Origin of the sequence: Comamonas sp. MYb69, from assembly GCF_037479315.1 — a bacterium.
Taxonomy (GTDB): domain Bacteria; phylum Pseudomonadota; class Gammaproteobacteria; order Burkholderiales; family Burkholderiaceae_C; genus Comamonas.
Genome location: NZ_JBBGZG010000014.1, coordinates 13,735 through 35,964, shown reverse-complemented (window position 1 = coordinate 35,964; position 22,230 = coordinate 13,735). Strand labels below are relative to the sequence as shown.

Here is a 22,230-nt window from a genome sequence, read left to right as displayed (position 1 = left end):
CACGGTCGTCTCAGACACACCGGCTGCCGCAGCCCGCCCAGGAGAGCGGTTGGAGAGCACCCGTCGCATGGTCAGTCGCCGGACCGGCAAAAAGTCATGGTGGGAGCGCGGGCAGGCCCCGCGCAAGGATGCTGCAGTCTAACGCAACTGCCTGATAGGCTTATTTGACCAATCGCAGGTGCATCACAGTCACGGCACCGCCAAATCCTGGGCGCGCAGCCATTGTTCGCGCATCTGCGCCTCCAGCGCCAGCAGGCTCTCGGGCGAGCCGCCGCCGCCGACGGCCTGGACGCCCTGCAGCTGCTGCTGGATCTCGGGCTTGGCCAGCAGCTGGGCGACGGCCTGCTGCAGTTCGCGGTTGGCGGCGGCATCGGAGTTGGCAGCGGCCCAGAGGATGAAGTGGTCGTAGACCGCCAAACCTGCCAGCAAGGCATGGGCGCCCAAGGTGGGCCAGGTGATGCCATCGAGGCTTTGCGGATGGGCCGGGTCGGCCGTGGTGCCCAGCACCCGCAGCTGGCCACGCCGCACCGCAGTGGCGAGGCCATTCACAGGCGCCAACACCAGCTCTACCGCATGCGCCTTCGTCACCACATCGGAGTCGGGGTACCTGCCAGGGAAGACCACGCGCTGCAGGTCCACGCCGCTGCGCGCCAGCAGCTGAGCCAACGCCAGCTGCCCGATCCAGCCATCCTCTCCGGTTCCCACCCGCAACCGGCCCGGGTGGGAACGGGCGTAGGCCAGCAGATCATCGGTGCTATGGATGCCCAGCGCATCGGCCTGGGTGCTATCGATGGCCAGCACCAAGGGCTGCGACGCAACCAGGGTCACCGGCTGCAGCGATCGCAGCGCCGTATCGATAGGGGGTCCTTGGTGCAGGCCCGGGAGTCCGCCGCGCGGAAGGGTCATGGCGGTGAACAGAACCTGGAGGTTGCCGCCTTGGGCAGCCAGCCGCTCGTAGTCGGCCACGCTGGCATCGGGCAGATGTGTCACCTCGACCTGGCGGCCCAGCAGCGCCGGCAAATGGGCGGCCAGCATCTGGGCATAGTGGCCGTTGCGGTCACCGGCGGGCGATGGCACGGTGATCTGCAGCGGCAGCTGCGCCTGCGGCGGCAGCTGCGCCTGCGGCGCCAGCCACTGGCCGGCATCGTTCATCAGACCATAGCGGATGGCCCACTGCCCGGCGGTCGATGGATTGCGTACCAGCGCCTCGGCCACCCAATAGCGGCCCATGCGCCAGTACTGCCGGACCATCGGCCACGCGTCTTGCCAGCCGGCCGGGCGCCAGTCCTCGGAAAACGGCGCCGCCACCACCGCGTAGCCATGGCGAAAGCGGCGCGCCTCGTGGAACTGCGGCGCAATCACCCAGTGGCCGCGTGCATTCTGGTAGCCCCAGCGCCCGGTGGCCGCGTCCTGGACGGGCCGCAGCCCCTCCCCACCCTGGCTGCGCTGCAGGCGCTGCCAGCGGCACACCCGGGGCGTTTGGGCGTCGCGCAGCAGGCGCAGCCCGGCGTTGCTGCACAGCTGGATGCGGCGCTGCGCCGTCGCATCGGGCAGCATGCCAAAGATGAACGGAATCACCATGCGCCCTTGCGGATCGATCAGGCCCGAGCCGGTCGAGCCCGGTGTGACGATCTGCTTTTTGTAGTCCATCCACTGCGCGGTGGTGATATCGCTGGGCGGCACCGGCGCGAGCCAGCGGCCCCGGGCATCGCGCAGGCCCGGCTGTGCATACACCAGGTCCAGCTGGAGGTCCGAGGGCAGGGACTGGGCATCGTCCGGCATCAGATAGGCGAGCGCATCGGCGGAGAACACCGCGTTGGTGGTGCTGCCGTCGCAGGTGAGCGGCGGCACGGCCCAATGGCCTTGCGCATCCAGGCGCCCGTAGGCGGTGGTGGCCTCCAGTGTGCCGCCTGGCTTGTGCTGCACCAGCCAGACCTTGGTAGCGGGCTGCAGCACCTTGTTGACGCTGGAGTTGCTGATGGATTCGACCCGCACCACCTGCCAGCGGCCATTGCAGAGGCTGCGCGCGGACGGCGCCAGAAACAGCGTGCGGCCGTCCAGGGCATCGAACAAGGCGGGGGCCAGTGCCGTGTCGGGGTCAGGGTTCAGGCTCAGCCAGCGCAGGCGATCGACCAGGCGGGGATCAAAGCGGGTCTGGAACATGAAGATCTCTGCCCAGGGTGGCGCAGACGACGACACCGGCTGCATCTGCCAGTGCTGCTGCATCGGCAAGGCCCGCTCGGGGTGGGTATACAGATCCTGGTAGTCAGGCGGCGCAGCCTGGGCGCCGGCGAGGCCCAGGCTGAGCGCGAGCAACCCCAGCCAGGCACGCAAGACTTGCAAGGCGCTCATACCGAGCCCCTGGCCCGCCGCCCGGGCACGGACAGCTGCTGCGGCATACCGCCGCTAGAAGGATGCAGAGGAAAGAGCATGAGGCCATGGACTAAAGGGATACAGCGCCAAAGTATCCGCTTTTTCTTCTACCGCCCGGCGGCAACCTTCCCAAGAAAAAACCCTGGGTGGCACCGCGCCTCCTCCCAGGGCTTTTCAAGCTGCTTGGGCGCTCTAGGCCGGTGCCGTCTCCAGCGCTGGCTCGCCCAGGCTCAGCATCAGCCGGTTGGCCCAGTTGAAGAAGGCCGCGCCTTGCAGCGCATCGGCAATCGCATAGTCATCCAGCCCGGCTTGGCGCAGGCCATCGATATGCGAAGCATCCAGCGCCAGGGGGGTCTCGGTCAAGGCGACCGAGGCGGCAACAATCGCATTCCAGCGTGGGCCCAGATCGGCCTGCACGCCATCATCCAGCAGCTTTTGCACATCCTCTTCGCGGCGCGAGAAATGCGAGGCAAAGCGTGCATGCACCGAGGCGCAGTAAATACAGCCGTTGCGCCGGGATGTGGCTGCAGCGGCCAACTCGCGCTCGGCGCGGGGCAGGCCCCCATCGGGGTTGTAGAAGATGTCCTTGTCGGTGCGGGTGCGCGCGCCCAGGGTGTCGGGATCGCGGGCCAGCAGCCGAAAGTACGGCGACTTGGCACGCGCTGCATCGACCAGGCCGTCAAAGTGCCTCGGGGTCAGCTCGGCCTCGGGCAGCGGCTCGATCCAGGGCAGCCAATCCAGCTGGGCCTGGGTAAAGACCTGGGGTGCGGTACTGTTCGGATAGTGCAGGGTCTGCTTGCTCATACCGCGCTCTCCTCGGTGGTGGGTTGTTGGGCGGATGTGGCTGGAGCGGGATGCGCCTGCAACAGGCGCAGGCCCGCCACCACGCGGATCTGAAAGGCCAGGAAGGACACCAGCTGCGACAGCACCACGATGTCGGTCTCGCTCCAGCCGGCATCGAGCAAGGCCTGCAGATGCGCGGGCTGGGCATCACGGGGGTGGAACACCAGCAGATGCGCATGCGCCAGGCCGGCGGACAGGCGCTCGCCCAGCACGGCACGGCTCTGCGCGCCCACCGCATAGACCGGGCCTGCCTGGTCTTCGGCGCTCAAGGGGCCTTGCGGGTACTGGCCATAGGGGCCCCGGGCCAGGCCTTGCGCCACTTCGGCGTCAATGGCCTTGCCCAGCGCCAGGCTGGCCTGGGCGGCCAGCGCATCGCGGTAAAAGCGCTGCACCTGCGGCTGCTGGTGCAGGCCGGCCACAAAGGCGGCGACGGCCAGGCGCTCTGCAAGCGGCCAATCGCTGCTGAGCGGCGCGCGCGGCGCCAACAGCGCCAGAAAGCTTTGCTGGGCCTGCTCGCGCGCCTGCAGGCGGTGGCGGCGCACGGCATCCAGATGGCTGCCCGGCGCTATGCCGGCGAGCTGGTCAATCACATCATCGCCAGGCGATGGGTTCCATGCAGAAGTCATAGCGGTATCACTCCAAAAAATCAGGCCAGCGCCGGTACTGGCAGGGGATAAGAGGCGGCCGCCGGTGGCACCAGTGCATCCTCGCGCTGCCAGCCCAGCGCCGGCGCCACGTACTGCGCGGTCAGCGCAATCGAGCGCAGGATGTCGGCATGCGGCGGGTCGATCGAATGCACCTGGAAGGAGATATCGGTCGCCCGCGCCAGCGCCGTGTCGGCGCGCAGCGAGGCAATCACCTCATCGGGCGTGCCCACATGCACGTCGTAGGCGGCCAGCAGCTGCGCCAGCGGTGCATCGGTGCCCCACTGGCTGGCCGGGCCGCCCGGGTTGGCAGCCGCTGCACGCGCCAGGCTGCGGCGCAGGCCCAACTCGGCCAACTGCAGTGCACGCTGGCGGTCCTCGGCCACAAACAGAGTGCGCGATCCCAGGATGCGCGGCGCAGCACCTGCCGGCAGCGCGGCCAGGTAGGTGTCGATCAAGGGGTTCTGGATATCAGCCAGGCTGGCATGCGGTGCCTCGGCGCTGCGCGGTTGGGTGCGCGACAGCATCAGCCCGTCGCCAGCCAGGCCGGCGCGCTCGGCCCCGGCGGCCGAGAACGTCGCCTGCCAGATACGTGACAACAGCTGCGGCCCAGCGGGATAGAGACGATCGCCGCCGGGCAGCGGCAGCCCCGCCCAGGCATTGCGCAGCACGGCCAGGTGCTGCGCATAGATGCGGGCGCGGTCGTCGCTGCGCAGTCCAAAGGCGCTAAAGGATTCGGGCGTGCCACCGGTGCCCACGCCAAACTCCAGGCGGCCGCCCGAGAGCAGATCGAGCACCACCGCGTCTTCGGCCACCCGGATGGGGTTTTCCATCGGCAAGGTGACAATGCCGGTGCCCAGCCGGATGCGCTGCGTGCGCGCGGCCACATGGCTCAGAAACACCAGCGGTGCAGGCAGGCCGCCTTCGGCTTCATGAAAGTGGTGCTGCGCCACCCAGGCCGTGTCAAAGCCATGGGCCTCGGCATGCTGGATCTGCTCGCTCACCAGGCGGTAGCGCTCGGCCGCGCTGGCCTGGTCCAGCAGGCGGCTGAAAAAGCCCAGGCGTTTTCTAGGCGGCGAGTGCGGGGAGAGGCTCTGGTTCATAGGCATGCTTTTTTCCGGGAATGGCGGCGATCAGCTCGCGCGTATAGGCACTGCTGGGGCGCGAGAACACCTCGTCCACCGGCCCGGCATCGACCTGGCGGCCACCCTGCAGCACCGAGACGGTGTCGGCAATCTGGCGCACCACGGCCAGGTCGTGCGAGATAAAGAGATAGGTCAGTTGCAGCTCGCGCTGGAGCTGGTCGAGCAAGGCCAGAATCTGCGCCTGCACGGTCACATCGAGGGCGGACACGGCCTCATCGAGCACCAGCACGCGGGGCTGCAGGATCAGCGCCCGGGCAATCGCCACGCGCTGGCGCTGGCCGCCCGAGAGCGCGCGCGGCCGGCGTGTCAGCACTGCAGGCGGCAGGCCCACACGGGCCAGCATGTCGCGCACGCGGCGCTCGCGCTCGGCAGGTGGCAGGCGCTCAAAGTTCAGCAAGGGTTCTTCGATGATCGCGTAGATGCTCTGGCGCGGATCGAGCGAGCTGAACGGGTTCTGGTAGACCAGCTGCACGGTTTTGCGGAACTGGCGCAAGGCCTCTCCGCGCAAGGCCGTCACATCCACGCCTTCCACCGTGATGCTGCCCGATGTGGGCTTGCCAAAGCCGACCACGTCGCGGATGGTCGTGGTCTTGCCCGAGCCGGACTCGCCCACGATCGCATGCGTGCTGCCCCGGGGCACGTCAAACGAGATGCCATCGACGGCACGGAACAGGCCGCGCTGGCCCGCCACCGCAAAGTCATGCACAAGGCCCTGCACCACAATGGCCGGCTCGGCATCCACGGCCCGGGGCGCGCGTGCCGGCACATGGCCCAACGATGGCGCATCGGCCAGCAACTGGCGCGTATAGCGGCTTTGCGGATTGCGCAGCACATCGGCCGTGGGCCCCTGCTCCTGGATACGGCCGGCCTGCAGAACGACCAGGCGGTTGGCGCGGTCGGCGGCCACGCCCAGGTCGTGCGTGACCAGCAGCACAGCAGTGCCAAACTCGCGGCGCAGGTCGTCGATCAGATCGAGAATGCGGCGCTGCACCGTCACATCGAGCGCGCTGGTCGGTTCATCGGCAATGATCAGCGCTGGCTGCAGCGCAATCGCGATGGCAATCAGCACGCGCTGCTTCATGCCACCCGAGAGCTCATGCGGAAACTGGCGTGCGCGCAGCTCGGGCTGCGACAGCCCCACTTTTTGCAGCAGCTCCAGCACGCGCTGGGCAATCTGCTTTTTGTCGCGCCAGCCATGCAGGCGCAGCATCTCGCCGACCTGGTCGCCCACAGTGCGCACTGGGTTCAGCGAGGTGGTCGGGTCCTGCGGAATCAGGCTGACCACCTTGCCACGCAGTGCTTGCAGTTGGCGCTGCGACCAGCCTGCTACATCGGTTCCATTGATGCGGATGCTGCCAGCCTGTACCCGGCCATTGTCGGCCAGCAGGCCCATGATGGACTGGGCGGTGGTCGTCTTGCCCGAGCCGGATTCGCCCACCAGGGCCAGCACCTCGCCAGCGGCGATGGAAAACGAGACCTCATGCACGGTGCGCTGCTCGGCCTGGCCATCGTGGTAGGCGATCGACAGGTTCTCCACCTGCAAAACGGGAATGGCGGTGTCCGTCATGCGCGCCTCCGGGTCAGATCGGCGCTGATATGGTTGGCCGCCAGCACCACCGCTGCCACCAGCAGGCCGGGCGCGGCCGTCAGCCACCAGGCGGTGGAGATGTAGTTGCGGCCTTCGGCAATCAGCAGGCCCCATTCGGGTGTGGGCGGTGGCGCGCCATAGCCCAGAAAGCCCAGGGTGGAGATCGCCAGAATGGCCGAGCCAAACTGCAGCGCCGCCAGCGCGATCACCGAGGTCAGCGAATTGGGCAGCACATGGCGCCAGAGCACGGCGGCAAAGCGCCCGCCACTGCCCAGTGCCGCTTCCACATAGTCAGAGCGGCGCACACGCACCACTTCCGAGCGCAGCAGCCGCGCAAAGCTGGCCACCGACACAACCCCCACGGCCAGCGCGGCATTTACCGTGCCAAAGCCCAGGATGATGATCACCGACAGCGACAGCAGCAGCGAGGGCACCGACAGCAGCACATCGACGATGCGCATCACCACATCCTCCACCCAGCCGCCCGTAGCACCTGCGACCAGGCCCAGCAGACTGCCCAGCACCAAGCCAACGCTGACGGCCACAAAGGCGCCGCTGAGCGAATGCACCGCGCCATAGACCAGGCGCGCATAGCTGTCGCGGCCCAGCGCGTCCGTTCCCAGCCAGTGGGCGGCACTGGGCGCCTGCAGCTGCTGGCCGGCGGTGCCCAGCACCGGGTTGTAGCTGGTAAACAGGCCCGGTGCGATGGCCCACAAGGCCACCAGCGCCAGCACACCCCAGGCCAGCAACAGGCCCAGCGGTGCGGCGCGCAGGCGCTGCAGAGCGGCAGCAAAGATCGCAGCCAGGCGCGGCGCGGCAAGCCGCTGCGCCGGCGCCTGCACCGCCGCACTGGCAGCGCCACGGGCTGCGCCCAGCAGGGCCGGCTCAGCGGCCAAGGCCCCCAGGCTGGCGGTCGAAGAAGTGCTTGCAGACATGGTCAAACTCCCAAACGGTTGCGCAAACGCGGGTCGAACAGCGGGTAGAGCAAGTCCACCACCAGATTGATCAAAACAAAGGCGGTGGCCGAGATGACCACGACCGCCTGCAGCACGGCGCTGTCCTGGTTGCCGACGGCCTGCTGCGTGAGGCTCCCCAGGCCATTGAGGCCAAAGACGGCCTCGGTCACCACAGCGCCGCCCAGCAGCTCGCCAAACAGCACGCCGGCCATCGTCAGCATTGGCAGTGCGGCGTTGCCCGCCACATGGCGCAGCAGCAGCCACAGGCGCGGAGCACCCTTGGCACGGGCCACGGCCACAAAGGGCTGGGTCAGCACCTCGTCCACATTGCGCAGCAGGATCTGCGCCAGCGGCGCGGCAATGGGAATCGCCAAGGTCAGGGTCGGCAGCACCAGGCCCTGCCATTTGCCGGGGTTGATCACGGGGATCCAGCCCAGGCGGAACGAGACCAGCTGGATCAGCACAATGCCCAGCCAGAACACGGGCACTGAGACAAACACCGAGGGCAGCGCATAGAGCGCGCCGCGCAGCCAGCGCCAAGGTGCCAGCTGGGCGAGCAGCGCCAGCACCAGGGCGAGCACCAGCGCCAAGGCAAAGCCCAGGCCCGCCAGCCGCAAGGTAGGCGGCAGGCTCGTGGCCAGCCCCTGGCTGACTGGCACGCCGGCCTGCAGCGAGTAGCCAAAGTTGCCGCTGACAAAGCCCGTCAGGCTGTGCCAGTACTGCTGCCACACGGGCTGGTCCGCGCCATAGGCGGCGCGGATATCGGCCACCTCCTGCGGGCCCAGGCCCAGATCGGGGCTCAAGAACTTGATCAGCAGCGCATCGCCCGGCAGCAGCTGCAGCAGCACGAAGGACGCGGTGAACGCCGCCCACAGCACCAAGAGCGCCTGGGCACTGCGCCGGGCCAGATAGGGATAGAAGGACATCGGGATGCTCCTTGCCGTTCAGCGGGACTGCGCCTTAGCGCTTGGCCAGCCAGGTGCTGTAAAAGCTCGGGCGCCCCACCGCCTCAAAGCCCACCTCACGCACCCAGGGGGCTGCGGCAAAGGCCTGCGGCTCTTCAAAAATGGGGATCACATAGGCCTGGTCGATCAGGTAGTTCTGCACCTCGGCCGTCAGCGCCAGGCGCTTTTGGGCATCGGTCTGCGCGGCAATCGCCTCCAGCAAGCCATTGAGCTGCGGATCGACAAAACCCTTGACCTTCTGGCTCACGCCGCCTTGCTGCAGCAGCACATTGCGGTTGGTCGGGTAGTAGTTGCTCTTGATCACATCGGGATCGGCGCGGCCCACCATGCCGGGCGCAACCGGGGTTTTTTCCGGGTCCAGGTTGTCGACGACGCGCACACCGGCATCGCCGCTCAGCACCTGCAGCTTGACCCCCACCTTGCCCCACTGCTGGGCCACCAGTTGCAGGGTTTCCTTGTTCTGCGGCTGGGGCAGCGAGTCATAGGCGGCCAGCACCAGCGCGCGGCCGTCCTTTTGGCGGATGCCATCGGGCCCGGGCGTCCAGCCGGCGCTCTCGAGCAGCTGCTGGGCCTTTTGCGGGTCGTAGGCCAGCTTGCCCGCCAGGTTGACATAGCCCTGCGCACTGGCCGCGATCACCGAAGTGGCCTGTGGGTAGTTGTGCGAGAACAGCGTTTGCACGACCTCCTGGGTATTGGTGGCATGCAGCAGCGCCTGGCGCACCTTCAGATCGGCGACCAGCGCGTTGTCGGGGCGGAAGACAATGCTGTTGTTCACGCCCCTCGTGGACGGCGCGTAGATGACGAACTTCTGCTCCTCGACGCGTTTTTCGTCATAGGCCTGCACCTGGCGGATCACACCGGCCTGGCCCGACAGCAGCGCGCCAATGCGCACGCTGTCCTCCGGCGTCACGATAAAGCGCACTTCATCGAGCCGCGCGCGGCCCTGGTGCGCCAGCTGCGCGGGGCCCCAGTTGTAGTCCTTGCGGGCCGACAGCAGCAGCTCCTTGCCCAGCGTTTCGCTCGCCACCACAAAGGGGCCCGAGCCAATGATCTTGGTCGCGTCACCCAGCTCGTCAAACGGACGCTCCAGCGTCTGCAAAGCCACCAGGCCCGAGCCGATCACCGAGGTGCCTTGCAGAAAGCCCGGCGAGGGCTTGCTGAAGTAGAACTTCACTGTCAGCGGGCCCAGCACCTCGCTGCGCTCGTAGTTGTTGATGACTTCGGAAACCGGCAGCTTGAGCGCCTTGTTGCCGCGCCCATAGGTGTCAAAGTTCTTGGCCACCGCTGCTGCATCGAGCGGCGTGCCGTCGGAGAAAGTCACGCCCGGGCGCAGCTCGAACGTGAACTCGGTGGCCGTGTCGTTGATGGTCCAGCTCTTGGCAATCCAGGGCTGGATCTCCAGCGTCTTGGGGTCCTGGTAGGTGAGCTTGTCTGTTATCTGGTTAAGCACGCCGCCATTGGGGTAGAAGCCACCGGCTGGCGGGTAGAGGTTGGTATGCGCCTGCTGCTCCAGGTACACCAGCGCGCCACCGCTGGCGGGGCCGTTATCGGTTTTGGCGTCCGCCACACTCTCGGTCTTGGAGCAGGCCGACAGCAGCCCACCCAGCGCCAACCATGCCGCAGTCCATACCGCCAGTTTCTTGAATTTATTTGCTTTCACCACCACACACCACCCTCGCTAACCATCGGGCAACCTTGCCTGCACCGGCGCGCCAACCGCGGCCACCGGCCAGCAGCACCTTTGTTGAAAATGCCGCCATCTGGGTTTGTCATGCTAGGCATTTGGCGCGTGGCGAGAAGGTATTTTTCGGAGCATCGATATGCGCAAACCAAGGAAGCGCGCGGCCACCAGGCCCGCTGCCGCATAGAGGGTTTGCGCATAAGCACATGCGCGGCAGCCGCATATGCACATGCGATCTGCGCAGTTCATGCGCAGGCTCTCAACACCAACAATGGTCTTCGGCATGCATCACCTCCCGCCGATGCAGCACATTTCCAAGAGACTCCATGAGTGCAAGCCCTGCTACCTTGAATGACTACCTGGCTGAAAAGCGCGGTGCCGTGTTGGCCCGCGATGCCCAGATCGATGCCGGCACGGCCCAGGCCACGGCCCTGCGCGCCAGCGTGAGCGCCGAAGGGCGCAGCGGCGTGCGCCGCATCCGCATCCGCGAGCACCAGGTCATCAGCGACAGCCCGCCGAGCTTTGCCGGCTACAACCTGGGCCCCAGCTCGCCCGAGCTGCAGCTGGGTGTGCTGGGCAGCTGCGTCACCCATATCTTTCTGATCCAGGCATCGGCGCAGCAGGTGCCGCTGACCAGCCTGGAAGTGGAGGTAAGCGGCGTGATCGACCCGCGCGCCGGCAAGCCCGGCCACGAGGCCACGCCGGTCTGGCCCCATGACATTGCCTACACCGTGCATATCGACTCGCCCGCGCCGCGTGCCGACATCGATGCGCTGTTTGCCGCCGTCGAGCGCACCTGCCCGATCCTGAACCTGCTGCGCCAGCCGCAGACCATCCGCGCTCGCGTTGAGCACAGCGACTCGCTGGCCCAGACGCAGAAGCAAGCGGCTTGACCCCTTCCCTCCCCTTTATCGGATCTATCCCATGGCACTGACACTTGACCACATCGTGATCGCGGTCCACGACCTCGACAAAACCATTGACGACTATGCGGCCCTCGGCTTTACCGTTGTGCGCGGCGGTGAGCACCCCGGCCGCCCGACCCACAATGCGCTGGTGGTGTTTGAAGATGGCGCCTATTTCGAGCTGATCGCCTGGCGCAGCCCGGCGCCGCAAGACCGCTGGTGGCAGCTGCTGGACCAGCATGGCGAGGGCATCATCGACTTTGCGCTGCTGCCCCCCAGCACCGCCGAGGTGATTGCTGCGGCCAAGGCACGCGGCCTAGAGCTGCAAGGCCCGCTGGATGGCGGCCGCCTGCGCCCCGATGGCGAAAAACTGCAATGGCAGACCGGCCGCCCGCACACACATGACCTGCCCTTCCTCTGCGGCGATATCACCCCGCGCAAGCTGCGCGTGCCCGAGGGCGAAGTGCGCCAGCATGCCAACGGTGCCACCGGTGTGGCGCGCCTGACGGTTGCCGTCAGCGACCTGCTGCAAAGCCTGGAGCGCTACCGCGCGCTGCTGGGCGACAAGGCCCATATCCACGCGGCCGATGGCGGCAGCAGCGCCACCATCGCGCTGGGCAACAGCGTGCTGGAGCTGACGCAGACGGCGCCCCAACTGCAAAGCAAGGGCGAAGGGCCGTTGGCGATTGTGCTCAAGGGTGGCACGGGCAGCTGGGACCAGGCTGCTGCCAAGCTGGCGCATGGGGCAACCATTGCGTTTGCGAAAACGGAGCTGGCGAGCAAGGCCGACAGCAGCCTGGCCACCGCCTAGGCTTTCTGGGCGGGCCCGGCCTCAATACACATCACGCCGGTAGCGCCCCGCCAGCGCCAGCGCATCCACCTCCGCGCCGCCCAGCACCTGGCGCAGCACGGCATCCACGCCCTGCGCCATGCCCTGCTGGCTGCCGCAGACATAGATTGCAGCGCCGCACGCGACCCAGTCGCGCAGGCGCTGCGCCTGGCGCTGCAGCAGCTGCTGCACATAGCAAGGGTCGGTGGCATCGCGGGACCAGGCGCGGTCCAAGCGCTCCAGCTGGCCAGCGGCCAGCCACTGCTGCAGTTGCGCGTCCAGCAGCGCATCCTCACCGGACTTGCGTTCACCAAACAGCAACCACTGGTCTGAGCGACCCTTAGTAATGCGTGCGCGGATGTGGCTGCACAGGCCCGCCAGGCCGGTGCCATTGCCGATCAGCAGCAAGGGGCGCTCGGCGTTGTCTCCCAACCTGAATCCACTGTGCGCACGCAGCTGCATCGGCAGCACATCGCCCACGGCCATGCCCTCGCACAACCAGCCCGATGCCAGGCCCGGTGTGCCATCGGCACGCCTGCTTTGGCGCACCAGCAATTGCAGGCAGCCATCTTCGGGCACCGAGGCGATGGAGTAATCTCGGCTGCGCTGCGGATCGGCCGGCACCGCCAGCGATACCAGGTCGCCCGATTCCCACAGCGGCAAGGCGCCGGACTGCGGCTGCCAGTCCAGCAGGTACACCGGGCCGCCCTGGCTGCCGGGGTTGAGCAACTGGCGCCGGCGCAGCACCCAGGGCTGGGCAGGTTCCGGCTGGCTCCAGCCAGCGCCGGCCTGGCCGGTCAGCGATTGCAGCAGCTCGGCCGTCTGGCCCTGCCAGGCCAGCAAAGTCGCTTCATCGCCGTTGTCCATGCACAGCACATCGGCCTTGGCGCCCTGCTGCTGCAGCCACTGCTGCACGCGCAGGCCAAAGGCGCAGAAGGCCGCATATTCGCTGTCGCCCAGCGCCAGCACCTGGGCGCTATGCCCGGGCAGCGGCTGCGCCTGCTCCAGCACCTGGCGCACAAAAGGCAGGGCGTCATCGGGCGCATCACCCTCGCCGGTGGTGGACAGCAGCCAGAGGCTTTGCGCGCAGGCCTGCAAGTCGCCCAGGCGCAGCGCCTGCACTGGCCGCAGTTGCACCGCGCAGCCGCCGGCATGCAGCACGCGCGCAGTCTCATGCGCCAGGGCCTCGGCCCGGCCGGTCTGGCTGGCATAGGCCACCAGCACGGGTGCGCCCTGCTGCGTGCCCGCTTGCAGCGCGAGCTGCTCCTGGCGCTCAGCCCGGCGCTGGCGCCACAGGCGCCCAGCCACAGCGGCGCACAAGAGCGTATATCCACCCACCAAGCCTGCTGCGCCTGCCAACCGCGCAGGGCTTGCTATCCAATCGATCATCGCTTCATGCTGCCTGCAAAACGCTGCTGCCAGGCCGGCGTCATGCGGCGCAGGCCTTGCGGCTGCCCGGCGTCGGGATGGGTGTGGAATACCGCCGCCAGCTGCTGCTGCAGCGCAAACTGCCAGCCGTCCTCGGGGCCTAGCACCGTGAGCACGGTGGCCAGCGCATCGGCATGCATGCAGTCGCGGTGGTAGACAGTCACGCTGGTTAGCGCATGGGCCACGGGCCGGCCGCTGCGCGGGTCCAGGCTGTGTGAAAAGCGCCGGCCCTCATGCATGAACACATGCCAGTGGTCGCCCGAGCTGGCCAGCGCGCCATCGACCAGCGGCACCGCCAACGGCTCATCGCCGGCAACACCCGCCACGGCCACGCGCCAAGGCTGGCCGCCAGGCTTGTGCCCCCAGGCCCGGATCTCTCCGCCAATCTCCAGCAGCGCATGCTGCCAGCCCGCGGCGCGCAGGCGCTCGGCGACCCAGTCGACGGCATAGCCCTTGGCGATGCCGCTCAGGTCCAGCTGCAGGCCACCGGGCTGCAGCAAACGCCGCTGCTGCGGCTGCCACTGCAGGCGCTGGTGGCCGCAGACCTGCAGCGCGCGGTCAATAGCGGCCTGCGCAGGTGGCTGGCCGCTGTGCGGCGCTTGCGGGTCTGCACGCGGGCCAAAGCCCCAGAGCGAAACCAGCGCGCCGACGGTCGGGTCATAGGCGCCATCGCAGGCACGGGCCCAGTAGAGGGCCGCATCCAGCACCTGCGCCAGCTCAGGCGTCAGCGCGTGCCAGGTATCTGCAGCGGCGCCATTGAAGCGCGAGAGGCAGGAGTCCGCCTCCCAGTTGCTCATCTGCGCGATGACGGCATCGAGCGTTTGCTGCACCAGCGCCTGTACCGGCGCCAGCGGGGCGTAGTCGGGGTTGGCCAGGCGCAGCGACCAGGTGGTGCCCATCGTCACGCCCTGCAGGCTGTGCAGGCCGCCGTGCTGCGCATGCTGCATCGCAGGCGCCCTCCACGCTGGGGATGCAAAGGAGCGGCCGGCTAAAGCCTGACCCGCCAGGGCAGGCTGGCCTTCGCCCCGGGCCTGAGCCTGGGGGATCTGCCAGATGCCGGTGCCATAGTGGATGCGCGGTGCCGTGCTCATAGCCGCTCCGCGATCAGGCCAGCGCTTGTCCGTGTTGCTGTCACCGGCGACCGCGCCTTAAGGCAGCACTTCCAGGGTGGCGACATAGGCCAGGCGGCGTTCCTTGGCGATGGGGTTCGAGGTCTTGTCGTCGTTGACGTCCGCATCCAGCCAGTACATGCCCGCCGTGGGGAACTTGACCTTGACGTGGCCCTGCGCATCGGTCTTGAGCTTGATCTCGTTGACGGCATCGCGGTAGCGCTTGCCATCGGGCACCAGCACCACTTCGACATCGGCCGCCGGCTTGCCATCGACGTGGAAGGCAAAGGTGGCTTCCTCACCGACGACCAGGTCGTTGGGGTGGGTGACAGGCACCAGCTCCAGGCCCTTGCCGCTCAAACGCAGCGGGCTGGGCTTGCCCATGGTCACAAAGGTCTCGATGCGGCTGATGCTTTCTGCCACGCGCACCTCCTTGGCATCGGCGGGGATCTGCTTGGCAATCTCGTCGGCGCTGCCGCGCAGGCGCTTCATCTGGCCGGCTGCATCCTTGTAGGAGCCCATGACGCCGCTGTTGACGATGGCCAGCTGGTAGGTTCCCGCTTGCTCGGGCTTGAGGTCAAACACGCTGCGCAGCTCGCCCTTGTGGGCGTTCTTGGGCTCCACCGTGCTGCCATCGGGCGCGGTGATCACCAGCTTGTCCAGGCCTAGCGGGCGGTGGTTGAAGAAGAACATGTCATTGGACACGGCGGCATCGACCGTGACCCAGTCCGCCTTGGACAGCACGGTGCTCGAAGGCTTCATCCAGACGCTGTGGGCCTGGGCACCGAGGGCGGCACAGCTGAGCGCCAGCGCGGCGGCAATACGGGTGGCAGAAAACATGGGGACTCTCCTCAAAAATGTAGGTGTGTTGGATCAGGGCTTGAGTTCGAGCTTGATCTCGCCCAGCTCCGTCTTGCCCTGGGCCGACAGGCTGGTGGCCTGCTTGGCGGGCCATTCAAAAGGAATGCTCAGCAGCTCGCGGCCACCGACTTCGCGTGCGGCCTCGATCTGCAGCTTGTACTGGCCCGGCTCCAGCTTGGGCAGCGGGTTGCTGCCTTCGGAGAAGGACAGCGCATGCTTGCCTGCCGGCTTGGTCGGCTGGGTCACGCCATCAATGGGCACGCTCAGCTCGCGGCCTGTGCGGCGCCACCACTGGCGCATGTCCTTGAGCCATTTGGCGCCTTCGGCATCGCGCTTTTTCACCTCATACCAGACCGACAGGTTGGCTGCCACTGTTCCATCGGCGCGCTCCAGCCAGATGGCCACATAGGGGCGGTGGTATTCGGCCACCTCCAGGCGTGGCAGCTCAACGCCGACATTCAGCCCACCGGCAACGGCCGGCAGCCCGGCCACCGCCGTCAAGGCCACGGTGAAACGCGAAACAGTGCTTGTCATGTGCTCTCCTCAGAAAAAGTCGGTGCGGGTGTCGTCAGTGCACCAGCAGCAGCGCCAGCAGCGCCGGGACCAGCAGCCCCAGGCCCACCATGGGCCAGGTCATGGGGCGGCGGCCTGCATGCATCTGCAAAATGAACAGACCGGTGATGCAGAACACCAGGCAGGCGCCCGCAAAAATGTCGATGAACCAGGTCCAGGCCAGGCCCGCATGGCGGCCCTTGTGCAAATCGTTGAAGTAGGAGATCCAGCCCCGGTCGGTGGATTCATGCTCGGCCTGCCCATCGCCCAACGCAATGCGCACCCAGGCATCACCGCCTGGCCGGGGCAAGGCCACATAGACCTCGTCTTCACTCCACTCCACCGCACGCTGGCGGGTGTCGGCGCCCAGCTCTGCGCGCAGCCAGCCTTGCACATCGGCGGGCAGCGCCTGTGCCGTGTCTGCGGCCTCTTTATGGCTTGCAGCCGCCTGTTGCAGGCCCTGCAGCAGCGGCGCGGGCAAGGTCCCCTCGCGCAGCACCACGCTGGGCTTGGCCTCTATCTGCCCGGCATGGTTGAGCGTAAAGCCCGTCACCGCAAACAGCAGCATGCCCACCAGGCAGATGGCGGAGCTGACCCAGTGCCATTCATGCAAGGTCTTGAGCCAGTAGGCCCGCTGCGAGGAGGAAGACGCGTTGGCTTTCATGCGGAGAGAGGCAGGTTTCGGACCCGGCAGAGGCGAATGCCTACGCCGGGCAAAAGCAGGGATTCTAAGGAAAATAAATGCTAATGACTCTCATTTTCAAATACTTTACCCAGTGGAGACATGGGCAGGGCTCAGGTCTCCGCCCACATGCGCAGCAGGTTGTGGTAGTGGCCCGTCAGGGCGACGGTGTCTTCCGTCTCGCCCAATTGGTTGCGCAGCCGCTGGATGCTCTGGTCCAGTTCAAACAGCATCGTGCGCCGCGCATCATCGCGCACCAGGCTCTGGGTCCAGAAGAACGAGCTGACCCGCTCACCTCGCGTGACCGGCTCAACCCGGTGCAGGCTGGATGAGGGGTAGAGGATCAGGTCACCGGCAGGCAGCTTCACCTCGTGCATGCCATAGGTATCGACCACCACCAGCTCGCCGCCGTCATAGTCCTCGGGGTCGGAGAGGAACAAGGTCGATGACACATCGGTGCGCAGCCACTGCGCCTGTCCGGCCTCGCGGCGCGCAGCGCCGTCCACATGCAGGCCATAGGTCTCGGCTTGCGCATAGCGGTTGAACAGCGGCGCCATCGTGCGCGCGGGCAGCGCGGCCTGGAAGAACAGCGTATTGGCCGCCAGCGCGCGTTGGATGATGCGGCCCTGCTCCAGCGCCACGGGTGAGTTCTCGGGCAGTTGCCGGTTGCGCTTGACCTGCGCGCCCTGGCTGCCAACCGTGGCACGGCCGTCTATCCAGTCGGCAGCGTCGATGGCCGCGCGCATGGCGGCCACCTCGTCGCGCGTGAGTACATGGGGAATGTGCAGCATCATGGTGAGAGCTCCTCCATGAAAAAAAGCCCCGGCAGACGCGGGGCTGGTACCCAAAAAGACGAATTAGAAACTAAAGTTCGCCGTCACGCGCGCTGAGCGTGGAATACCGGGGAAGTAGCGGTAGCCGCTCTTGTTGATGGCCGCCACATAGCGCTTGTCAAACAGGTTGTAGACGTTCAGCTGGATATCCACGTTCTTGTTGATGCGGTAGCTGGCCAGTGCGTCAAACACCCAGTAGGACTCGGTAAAGTTGGGCGTGCCCACAGCACCATCGGTGCCGCGCTTGAGGCCGCTGGAGTAGCGTGCACCACCGCCGATGGTCAGGCCCGAGGAGAACTGGTAGCTGCTCCACAGCGACAGCGCATTCTTGGGCGTGTAGGTCAGGCCGCTGGATCCGTCCTGCGCCACGTTGGCGCCCGTGGCCACCTTGGTGTTCTGGATGGTGTAGCCCGCTGTCACGCCCCAGGCGGGGGTGATCTGGCCGGTGGCACCCAGCTCCAGGCCTTGCACCGTCTTCTTACCGGTCTGGTTCACTGAGCCATCGGAGTCGGTCACGATCTCGTTGGTGATCTCGGTACGGAACAGTGCGCCGGTCAGCAGCACCCGCTTGTCAAGCAGCTCCCACTTGGTGCCCACTTCCGCCGTCTTGGCCTTTTGCGGTGCCAGGTTGGGATTGCCGGCATTGTTGCCCACCGCAGACAGCGTAAAGTTGCTGCCGCCCGGTGGTTGCTGCGACAGCGCATAGTTCACATACACGCTGCCGTTGGGTGCGGGCTTGTACAGCAGGCCGGCCTTCCAGCTCAGCAGATTGCCCGAGGCCTGTAGGCCATCCGACGTGGTGGGCACCACGGTGCCAGCCGGGTTGGCGCCGCAAGGCTGGGTGGTGGAGGTGGCCGTGCAGACGGCCATTGCGTTGTACTTGGTCTTGTAGTGGTCCCAGCGCAGGCCCATGTTGGCTTGCCACTGGTCATTGAACTGCAAGGTGTCAAAGGCATACAGCGCGACGGTGTCGGTCGTGCCCTTGCTGTCCGCACCGTTGCGCGAATAGGAAGGCAGCGACACGCTGGAATCCGGGTTGTAGATGCTGACCGTGGGTACCGTGCCCGTCGTCGCCAGGCCGTAGTTGGTTTGCTCCTCGCGCGTCAGCTCCAGGCCGGTGCTCAGGCTGTGCTTGATCGAGCCGGTCGCAAAAGCCGTGGTCAGGTTGGTCTGGTTGGTCAGGATGCGGTTGACCTGGTCCTTGGTATTGATGTTGCGCGACATCGTCCAGGTGGCGGGATCAGCCGGATTGGGCGTCAGCAAGGAGCCTGGCGTCCAGGCGCCAGTGGTGGCGTTCTGCGAATAGCCGGTGGCCATGAAGGCCGACAGCAGGTAGTTCTGCTTGGTCTGGCCCCAGCGCGTGGTGTTGCGCAAGGTGGTGCCGGGCGCAATGTCATGCTCCAGGCGCAAGGTAGCCATGTCGGCGGTCACATCGTCGTGGTCCGAGGCCGTGCCGTAGAAATTGCTCGAATCCACGCGCGATGCGCTGTTCAGGAAGTTGCGGTAGCCGGGGTAGTTGCTGCGGTCGGGCGCACTGTAGCCGGGCAGGCCCATGGTCAGTACACCGCCGTCGGGCACATTGCTTTGCTTGACGTGCAGCAAGTTCAGGAAGACGCGCGTATCGGTGTTCAGACCAAAGGCGAACGATGGCGCCAGGCCCCAGCGGTCGTTCTTGACCTGGTCACGGCCAGCAACCCCGGCATCCTGCACCATCGCATTGAGGCGGAATGCCGTGCCGTTCTCGTGGCTCAGGCTGCGGTTCAGATCGATGGTGCTGCGCTTGTAGCTGCCGCTGCCAAAGCCCAGCGAGCCGCCAAAGCTGTCGGTCATGTTGGGCTGCTTGGTGACCATATTGATCGCGCCGGTGGGCGCGCTGCGGCCGTAATCGGTGCCGGCGGGGCCCTTGGTCACTTCGACCTGGTCGGTGTTGAACACATCGCGCGACAGCGCGCCGACGTCGCGCACACCGTCCACATAGATGCTGCTCGAGGTGTCAAAACCGCGCATGTAGATGGCATCACCCGTGCTGGTGTTGCCGTTCTCGCCCGCGTAGAAAGTGCCCACACCCGGCACATTGCGCAGCGCTTCGGTCAGGGTGGTGGCGCCCTGCTCCTTCATCACCTGCTCCTTGACCACCGAGATCGTCTGCGTGGTGTTCACCAGGGGCTGGGTGAACTTGGGCGAGGACAGCTGGCTGGGCTCATAGCCGGTCTCACGCGGCGCCTCCACCGTCACTTCTTTCAACGTCACGGTTGGTGCGGGCGCGGACGCGGGTGCGTTCTGCGCCAAAGCCGGCATACCCAGTACCGCGATGGCAGTCGCAGCCACCAGTCCTGCCGTAGGGGCAGGAACAGCAGCTCCATGTTTGCGACTTTTGATATATGTATTTGGTTTTGTCATAAACGAGGAAAGCAAAGTAAAGAAAACGCTTGCAGATCCATCGGCTTGGAGGAAGAAACCCGTCCAGACCGCAGAACATGAGCAAGCGCTAACTCGCAATGATAACGATTCTCGTTATTAATTTCACTTAGCTTTCGCCAAACCCCGCCTTCTGTCGCGATGGGGCAACAGACCGATGACCTGGCATCGCTGCTGACGACGCCAGTCGTTCCATCGCACGGGGGCAGCAGGCGCTGCGGTCGCCGAGGTGCGGCCATGCGAGAATCCCCGCCTGGCTCAGCCCAGACCCTGTCAAAGCCATTGCATGTCCTCCACAATGCCAGTCATTCATCCGGCCCAGGCGTTCTGGCGCGACCCGGCCCTGCCCTTTGTGGAAAGCCGCCGCGCCAGCCAGAGCCGGGCCTGCTACAAGCCGCACCACCACCCGAGCTTTTCCATCGGCGCGGTCGATGGCGGCCACAGCGTCTTCACCGGCGCGGAGGCCGGCCCCGTCCGGCTGTCGCCAGGCGCCCTGGTCTTTGTGCCGGCCGAGCGTGTGCATGCCTGCAACCCTGCGCCCGATGCCGCCTGGAGCTACCAGATGCTGCACCTCGATGCCGCCTGGCTGCAGGCGCTGCGTGAGGAATACGCCGACCCGGCCAGCATGGCCAATGAGCCAGTGCGCATCGTCAATGACCCGGCCCGCTACCAGCGCTTCTGCCAGCTCAATGCCCAGTTGTTCTCCCAGGCCGACGTGGCCGACAAGGAAGCCAGCCTGGTCGAGTTCATCGGCGACCTCGACAGCCAGCAAGGCCTGCACATCCACGCCCTAGCGGTACCAACGCAATTGGCGCGGCAGATCCGCCCGGCGCTGGACTGCCTGCGCGCCAGCCCCTGCGCCAGCGTGCCACTGCACCACTTGGCAGCCCTGACAGGCATGAGCCGCTACCAGACCATCCGCGCCTTTCGCAAGGCAACGGGCATGGCGCCCCATGCCTGGCAGCTCAACCAGCGCATCAATCTGGCCAAGCAGCAGCTGCGCGGGCCCGATGGCATAGCCGCCGTGGCGCAACAGCTGGGCTTTGCCGACCAGGCGCATTTTCAGCGGGTGTTCAAGGCGCATACCGGCGTCACGCCGGGCTGCTTTCGCAAGACCCATTAGTCGTAGCCCATAGCAAGCGCTGCAATTTCGTTCAATACAAGGCATGCGGCAGCCGCCACCATGCAAGGCCATCCCCCGCCTGGTCCTTTTGCATGCAAGAGTTTTTGCTGATCGCCGCAGCCCATTTTCTGGCGCTGCTCTCCCCCGGTCCTGATTTTTTTCTGATCGCCCGCACCTCGCTGGCCAGCGGTTGGCGCAGCGCTGGCGCCGCCTGCCTTGGTATCGCGCTGGCCAATGGCGTGTTTATCGTCATGGCCTTTGCCGGTGTCGCCGCGCTCCAGCCGGGCAGCCAGTTGTTCACCCTGCTGCAGCTGGCCGGCTGCGGCTACCTGCTCTACCTGGGCCTGCTGTTTATCCGCCATGCAGGTAAAAGCGCGCTGGGTGTTGCGGTCAGCCCGGGCCAGGCTGCGCCTGCCCGCACCAGCTGGCGCCGCGCCGCCGGCATGGGTTTTCTCTCGGGCATTCTCAACCCCAAGAATGCGCTGTTCTACGCCAGCCTGGCCGCCATGCTGACGGGCCCGCATGCCAGTGTGGGCTGGAAGCTGGTGTACGGCAGCTGGATGTTCAGCATCGTGCTGCTCTGGGACTTGCTGATTGCCGCACTGATCGGCAACCCGGCGGTGCTGCGGCACTTTGCGCAGGCACTGCCGTGGCTGGAGCGCATCTCTGGTGGGGTGTTGATCGTGCTGGCCCTCGGGGTGATCGCGGCGCTGGGGCTGGGTTGAGGGCCTGAATTGCGGGAGGCTATGTCTGAGCGGGATCTCCAATCCCGCAGCGCCCTTGAGACCTTCAAATCAAAGAACAACAGGACCAACCATGCGCCGCATGGCACAAACACGAAAAAGCCTCAGAGTATTTCTACTCTGAGGCTTGACGTTTGGTGCGGCTGGCAGGAATCGAACCCACGACCCCTTGGTTCGTAGCCAAGTACTCTATCCAGCTGAGCTACAGCCGCTAATTATCGATGCTATGGCGGAGAGGGAGGGATTCGAACCCTCGGTACGTTTGCACGTACGCCTGATTTCGAGTCAGGTACATTCGACCACTCTGCCACCTCTCCGCAGCGCCGAAGCTGAAATTATAGCAGGCAATTGGGAGGTCTCGGGAAGAAACGTGGGTTTCTGAAAAATTGATGTGCTGGAAGTTGGTCAGCACGGTCATGGAGCCGTTGCGGCCCGCAATGGGCTGCCGCCATGACAGGGCAAGCAAGGGTCGCAACGCTTGTCTCAGCAGTCACAGTCCATCTTAGTAGCAACGCCGGGGCCGGGTAGCTGGGAAGGTTGGAACTGACGGGT

19 protein-coding genes and 2 tRNA genes are annotated in these 22,230 nt (G+C 66.3%); 4 read left to right on the top strand and 17 right to left on the bottom strand.

What is annotated here, in order from left to right; translation table 11 throughout:
- Positions 1-189: 189 nt before the first annotated feature.
- The 8 genes from WH303_RS18305 to WH303_RS18270 form a co-directional block, all read right to left on the bottom strand.
- Complete coding sequence (locus WH303_RS18305; protein ID WP_339520209.1) at positions 190-2,352, bottom strand: tripartite tricarboxylate transporter substrate-binding protein; 2,163 nt, start codon at positions 2,350-2,352, stop codon at positions 190-192.
- Between the two features lie 213 nt (positions 2,353-2,565).
- Positions 2,566-3,177 (bottom strand): alkylhydroperoxidase domain protein, encoded by a 612-nt coding sequence (locus tag WH303_RS18300; protein WP_445228311.1) that lies wholly within the window; start codon positions 3,175-3,177, stop codon positions 2,566-2,568.
- Entirely contained in the window at positions 3,174-3,842 is a 669-nt protein-coding gene (locus WH303_RS18295; RefSeq protein WP_339520207.1) for a CMD domain protein, read from the bottom strand. Before WH303_RS18295 ends, WH303_RS18300 begins: the two co-directional genes overlap by 4 nt.
- A 20-nt stretch (positions 3,843-3,862) precedes the next feature.
- On the bottom strand, positions 3,863-4,969 hold the full coding sequence (locus WH303_RS18290; RefSeq protein WP_339520206.1) for a putative FMN-dependent luciferase-like monooxygenase: 1,107 nt from the start codon (positions 4,967-4,969) through the stop codon (positions 3,863-3,865).
- Positions 4,929-6,572, bottom strand: coding sequence for an ABC transporter ATP-binding protein (locus WH303_RS18285; protein WP_339520205.1), 1,644 nt, complete (start codon positions 6,570-6,572; stop codon positions 4,929-4,931). Before WH303_RS18285 ends, WH303_RS18290 begins: the two co-directional genes overlap by 41 nt.
- The gene (locus WH303_RS18280) at positions 6,569-7,534 is read right to left on the bottom strand and encodes an ABC transporter permease (protein WP_339520203.1); all 966 of its coding nucleotides are present in this window, start codon (positions 7,532-7,534) and stop codon (positions 6,569-6,571) included. Before WH303_RS18280 ends, WH303_RS18285 begins: the two co-directional genes overlap by 4 nt.
- Positions 7,531-8,475 carry an ABC transporter permease gene (locus WH303_RS18275; RefSeq protein ID WP_339520201.1) on the bottom strand — a complete coding sequence of 315 codons (945 nt, stop codon included), beginning with the start codon at positions 8,473-8,475 and terminating at the stop codon, positions 7,531-7,533. Before WH303_RS18275 ends, WH303_RS18280 begins: the two co-directional genes overlap by 4 nt.
- 34 nt (positions 8,476-8,509) lie before the next feature.
- Positions 8,510-10,174: a TIGR04028 family ABC transporter substrate-binding protein gene (locus WH303_RS18270; protein ID WP_445228310.1), complete on the bottom strand. Its 1,665-nt coding sequence runs from the start codon at positions 10,172-10,174 to the stop codon at positions 8,510-8,512.
- A 347-nt stretch (positions 10,175-10,521) separates the two neighbouring features.
- On the opposite strand from WH303_RS18270, the gene WH303_RS18265 reads away from it, so the two are divergent.
- Positions 10,522-11,088 (top strand): OsmC family protein, encoded by a 567-nt coding sequence (locus WH303_RS18265; RefSeq protein ID WP_021025282.1) that lies wholly within the window; start codon positions 10,522-10,524, stop codon positions 11,086-11,088.
- Positions 11,089-11,119: 31 nt separating this feature from the next.
- Positions 11,120-11,911, top strand: coding sequence for a VOC family protein (locus WH303_RS18260; RefSeq protein WP_339520200.1), 792 nt, complete (start codon positions 11,120-11,122; stop codon positions 11,909-11,911).
- Between the two features lie 21 nt (positions 11,912-11,932).
- Here WH303_RS18260 and WH303_RS18255 read toward each other — a convergent pair whose 3' ends face one another.
- From WH303_RS18255 to WH303_RS18225, 7 genes are all read right to left on the bottom strand, one after another.
- Entirely contained in the window at positions 11,933-13,237 is a 1,305-nt protein-coding gene (locus WH303_RS18255; RefSeq protein WP_339520198.1) for a sulfite reductase subunit alpha, read from the bottom strand.
- Positions 13,238-13,314: 77 nt separating this feature from the next.
- On the bottom strand, positions 13,315-14,304 hold the full coding sequence (locus WH303_RS18250) for an FAD:protein FMN transferase (RefSeq protein ID WP_445228313.1): 990 nt from the start codon (positions 14,302-14,304) through the stop codon (positions 13,315-13,317).
- A 201-nt stretch (positions 14,305-14,505) separates the two neighbouring features.
- Positions 14,506-15,306, bottom strand: a complete 801-nt coding sequence (locus tag WH303_RS18245) for a DUF4198 domain-containing protein (RefSeq protein WP_339520194.1) — start codon at positions 15,304-15,306, stop codon at positions 14,506-14,508.
- A 33-nt stretch (positions 15,307-15,339) separates the two neighbouring features.
- Entirely contained in the window at positions 15,340-15,861 is a 522-nt protein-coding gene (locus WH303_RS18240) for a DUF2271 domain-containing protein (RefSeq protein WP_027011134.1), read from the bottom strand.
- Positions 15,862-15,895: 34 nt separating this feature from the next.
- A complete protein-coding gene (locus WH303_RS18235) occupies positions 15,896-16,543 on the bottom strand; it encodes a PepSY-associated TM helix domain-containing protein (protein WP_339520191.1) in 648 nt (215 codons plus the stop codon).
- Between the two features lie 131 nt (positions 16,544-16,674).
- Entirely contained in the window at positions 16,675-17,355 is a 681-nt protein-coding gene (locus tag WH303_RS18230; RefSeq protein ID WP_339520190.1) for a Fe2+-dependent dioxygenase, read from the bottom strand.
- Between the two features lie 63 nt (positions 17,356-17,418).
- Positions 17,419-19,794 carry a catecholate siderophore receptor Fiu gene (locus tag WH303_RS18225; protein WP_339520188.1) on the bottom strand — a complete coding sequence of 792 codons (2,376 nt, stop codon included), beginning with the start codon at positions 19,792-19,794 and terminating at the stop codon, positions 17,419-17,421.
- Between the two features lie 316 nt (positions 19,795-20,110).
- On the opposite strand from WH303_RS18225, the gene WH303_RS18220 reads away from it, so the two are divergent.
- Together WH303_RS18220 and WH303_RS18215 are read left to right on the top strand one after the other, a co-directional pair.
- Positions 20,111-20,935 carry a helix-turn-helix transcriptional regulator gene (locus tag WH303_RS18220; RefSeq protein WP_339520187.1) on the top strand — a complete coding sequence of 275 codons (825 nt, stop codon included), beginning with the start codon at positions 20,111-20,113 and terminating at the stop codon, positions 20,933-20,935.
- A 92-nt stretch (positions 20,936-21,027) separates the two neighbouring features.
- Positions 21,028-21,660, top strand: a complete 633-nt coding sequence (locus WH303_RS18215; RefSeq protein WP_339520186.1) for a LysE family translocator — start codon at positions 21,028-21,030, stop codon at positions 21,658-21,660.
- A gap of 153 nt (positions 21,661-21,813) precedes the next feature.
- Here the strand turns inward: WH303_RS18215 and WH303_RS18210 are convergent.
- Positions 21,814-21,890 (bottom strand) — tRNA-Arg (locus WH303_RS18210).
- 15 nt (positions 21,891-21,905) lie between these two features.
- Positions 21,906-21,995: transfer RNA gene (locus WH303_RS18205), tRNA-Ser, on the bottom strand.
- Positions 21,996-22,230: the final 235 nt, after the last annotated feature.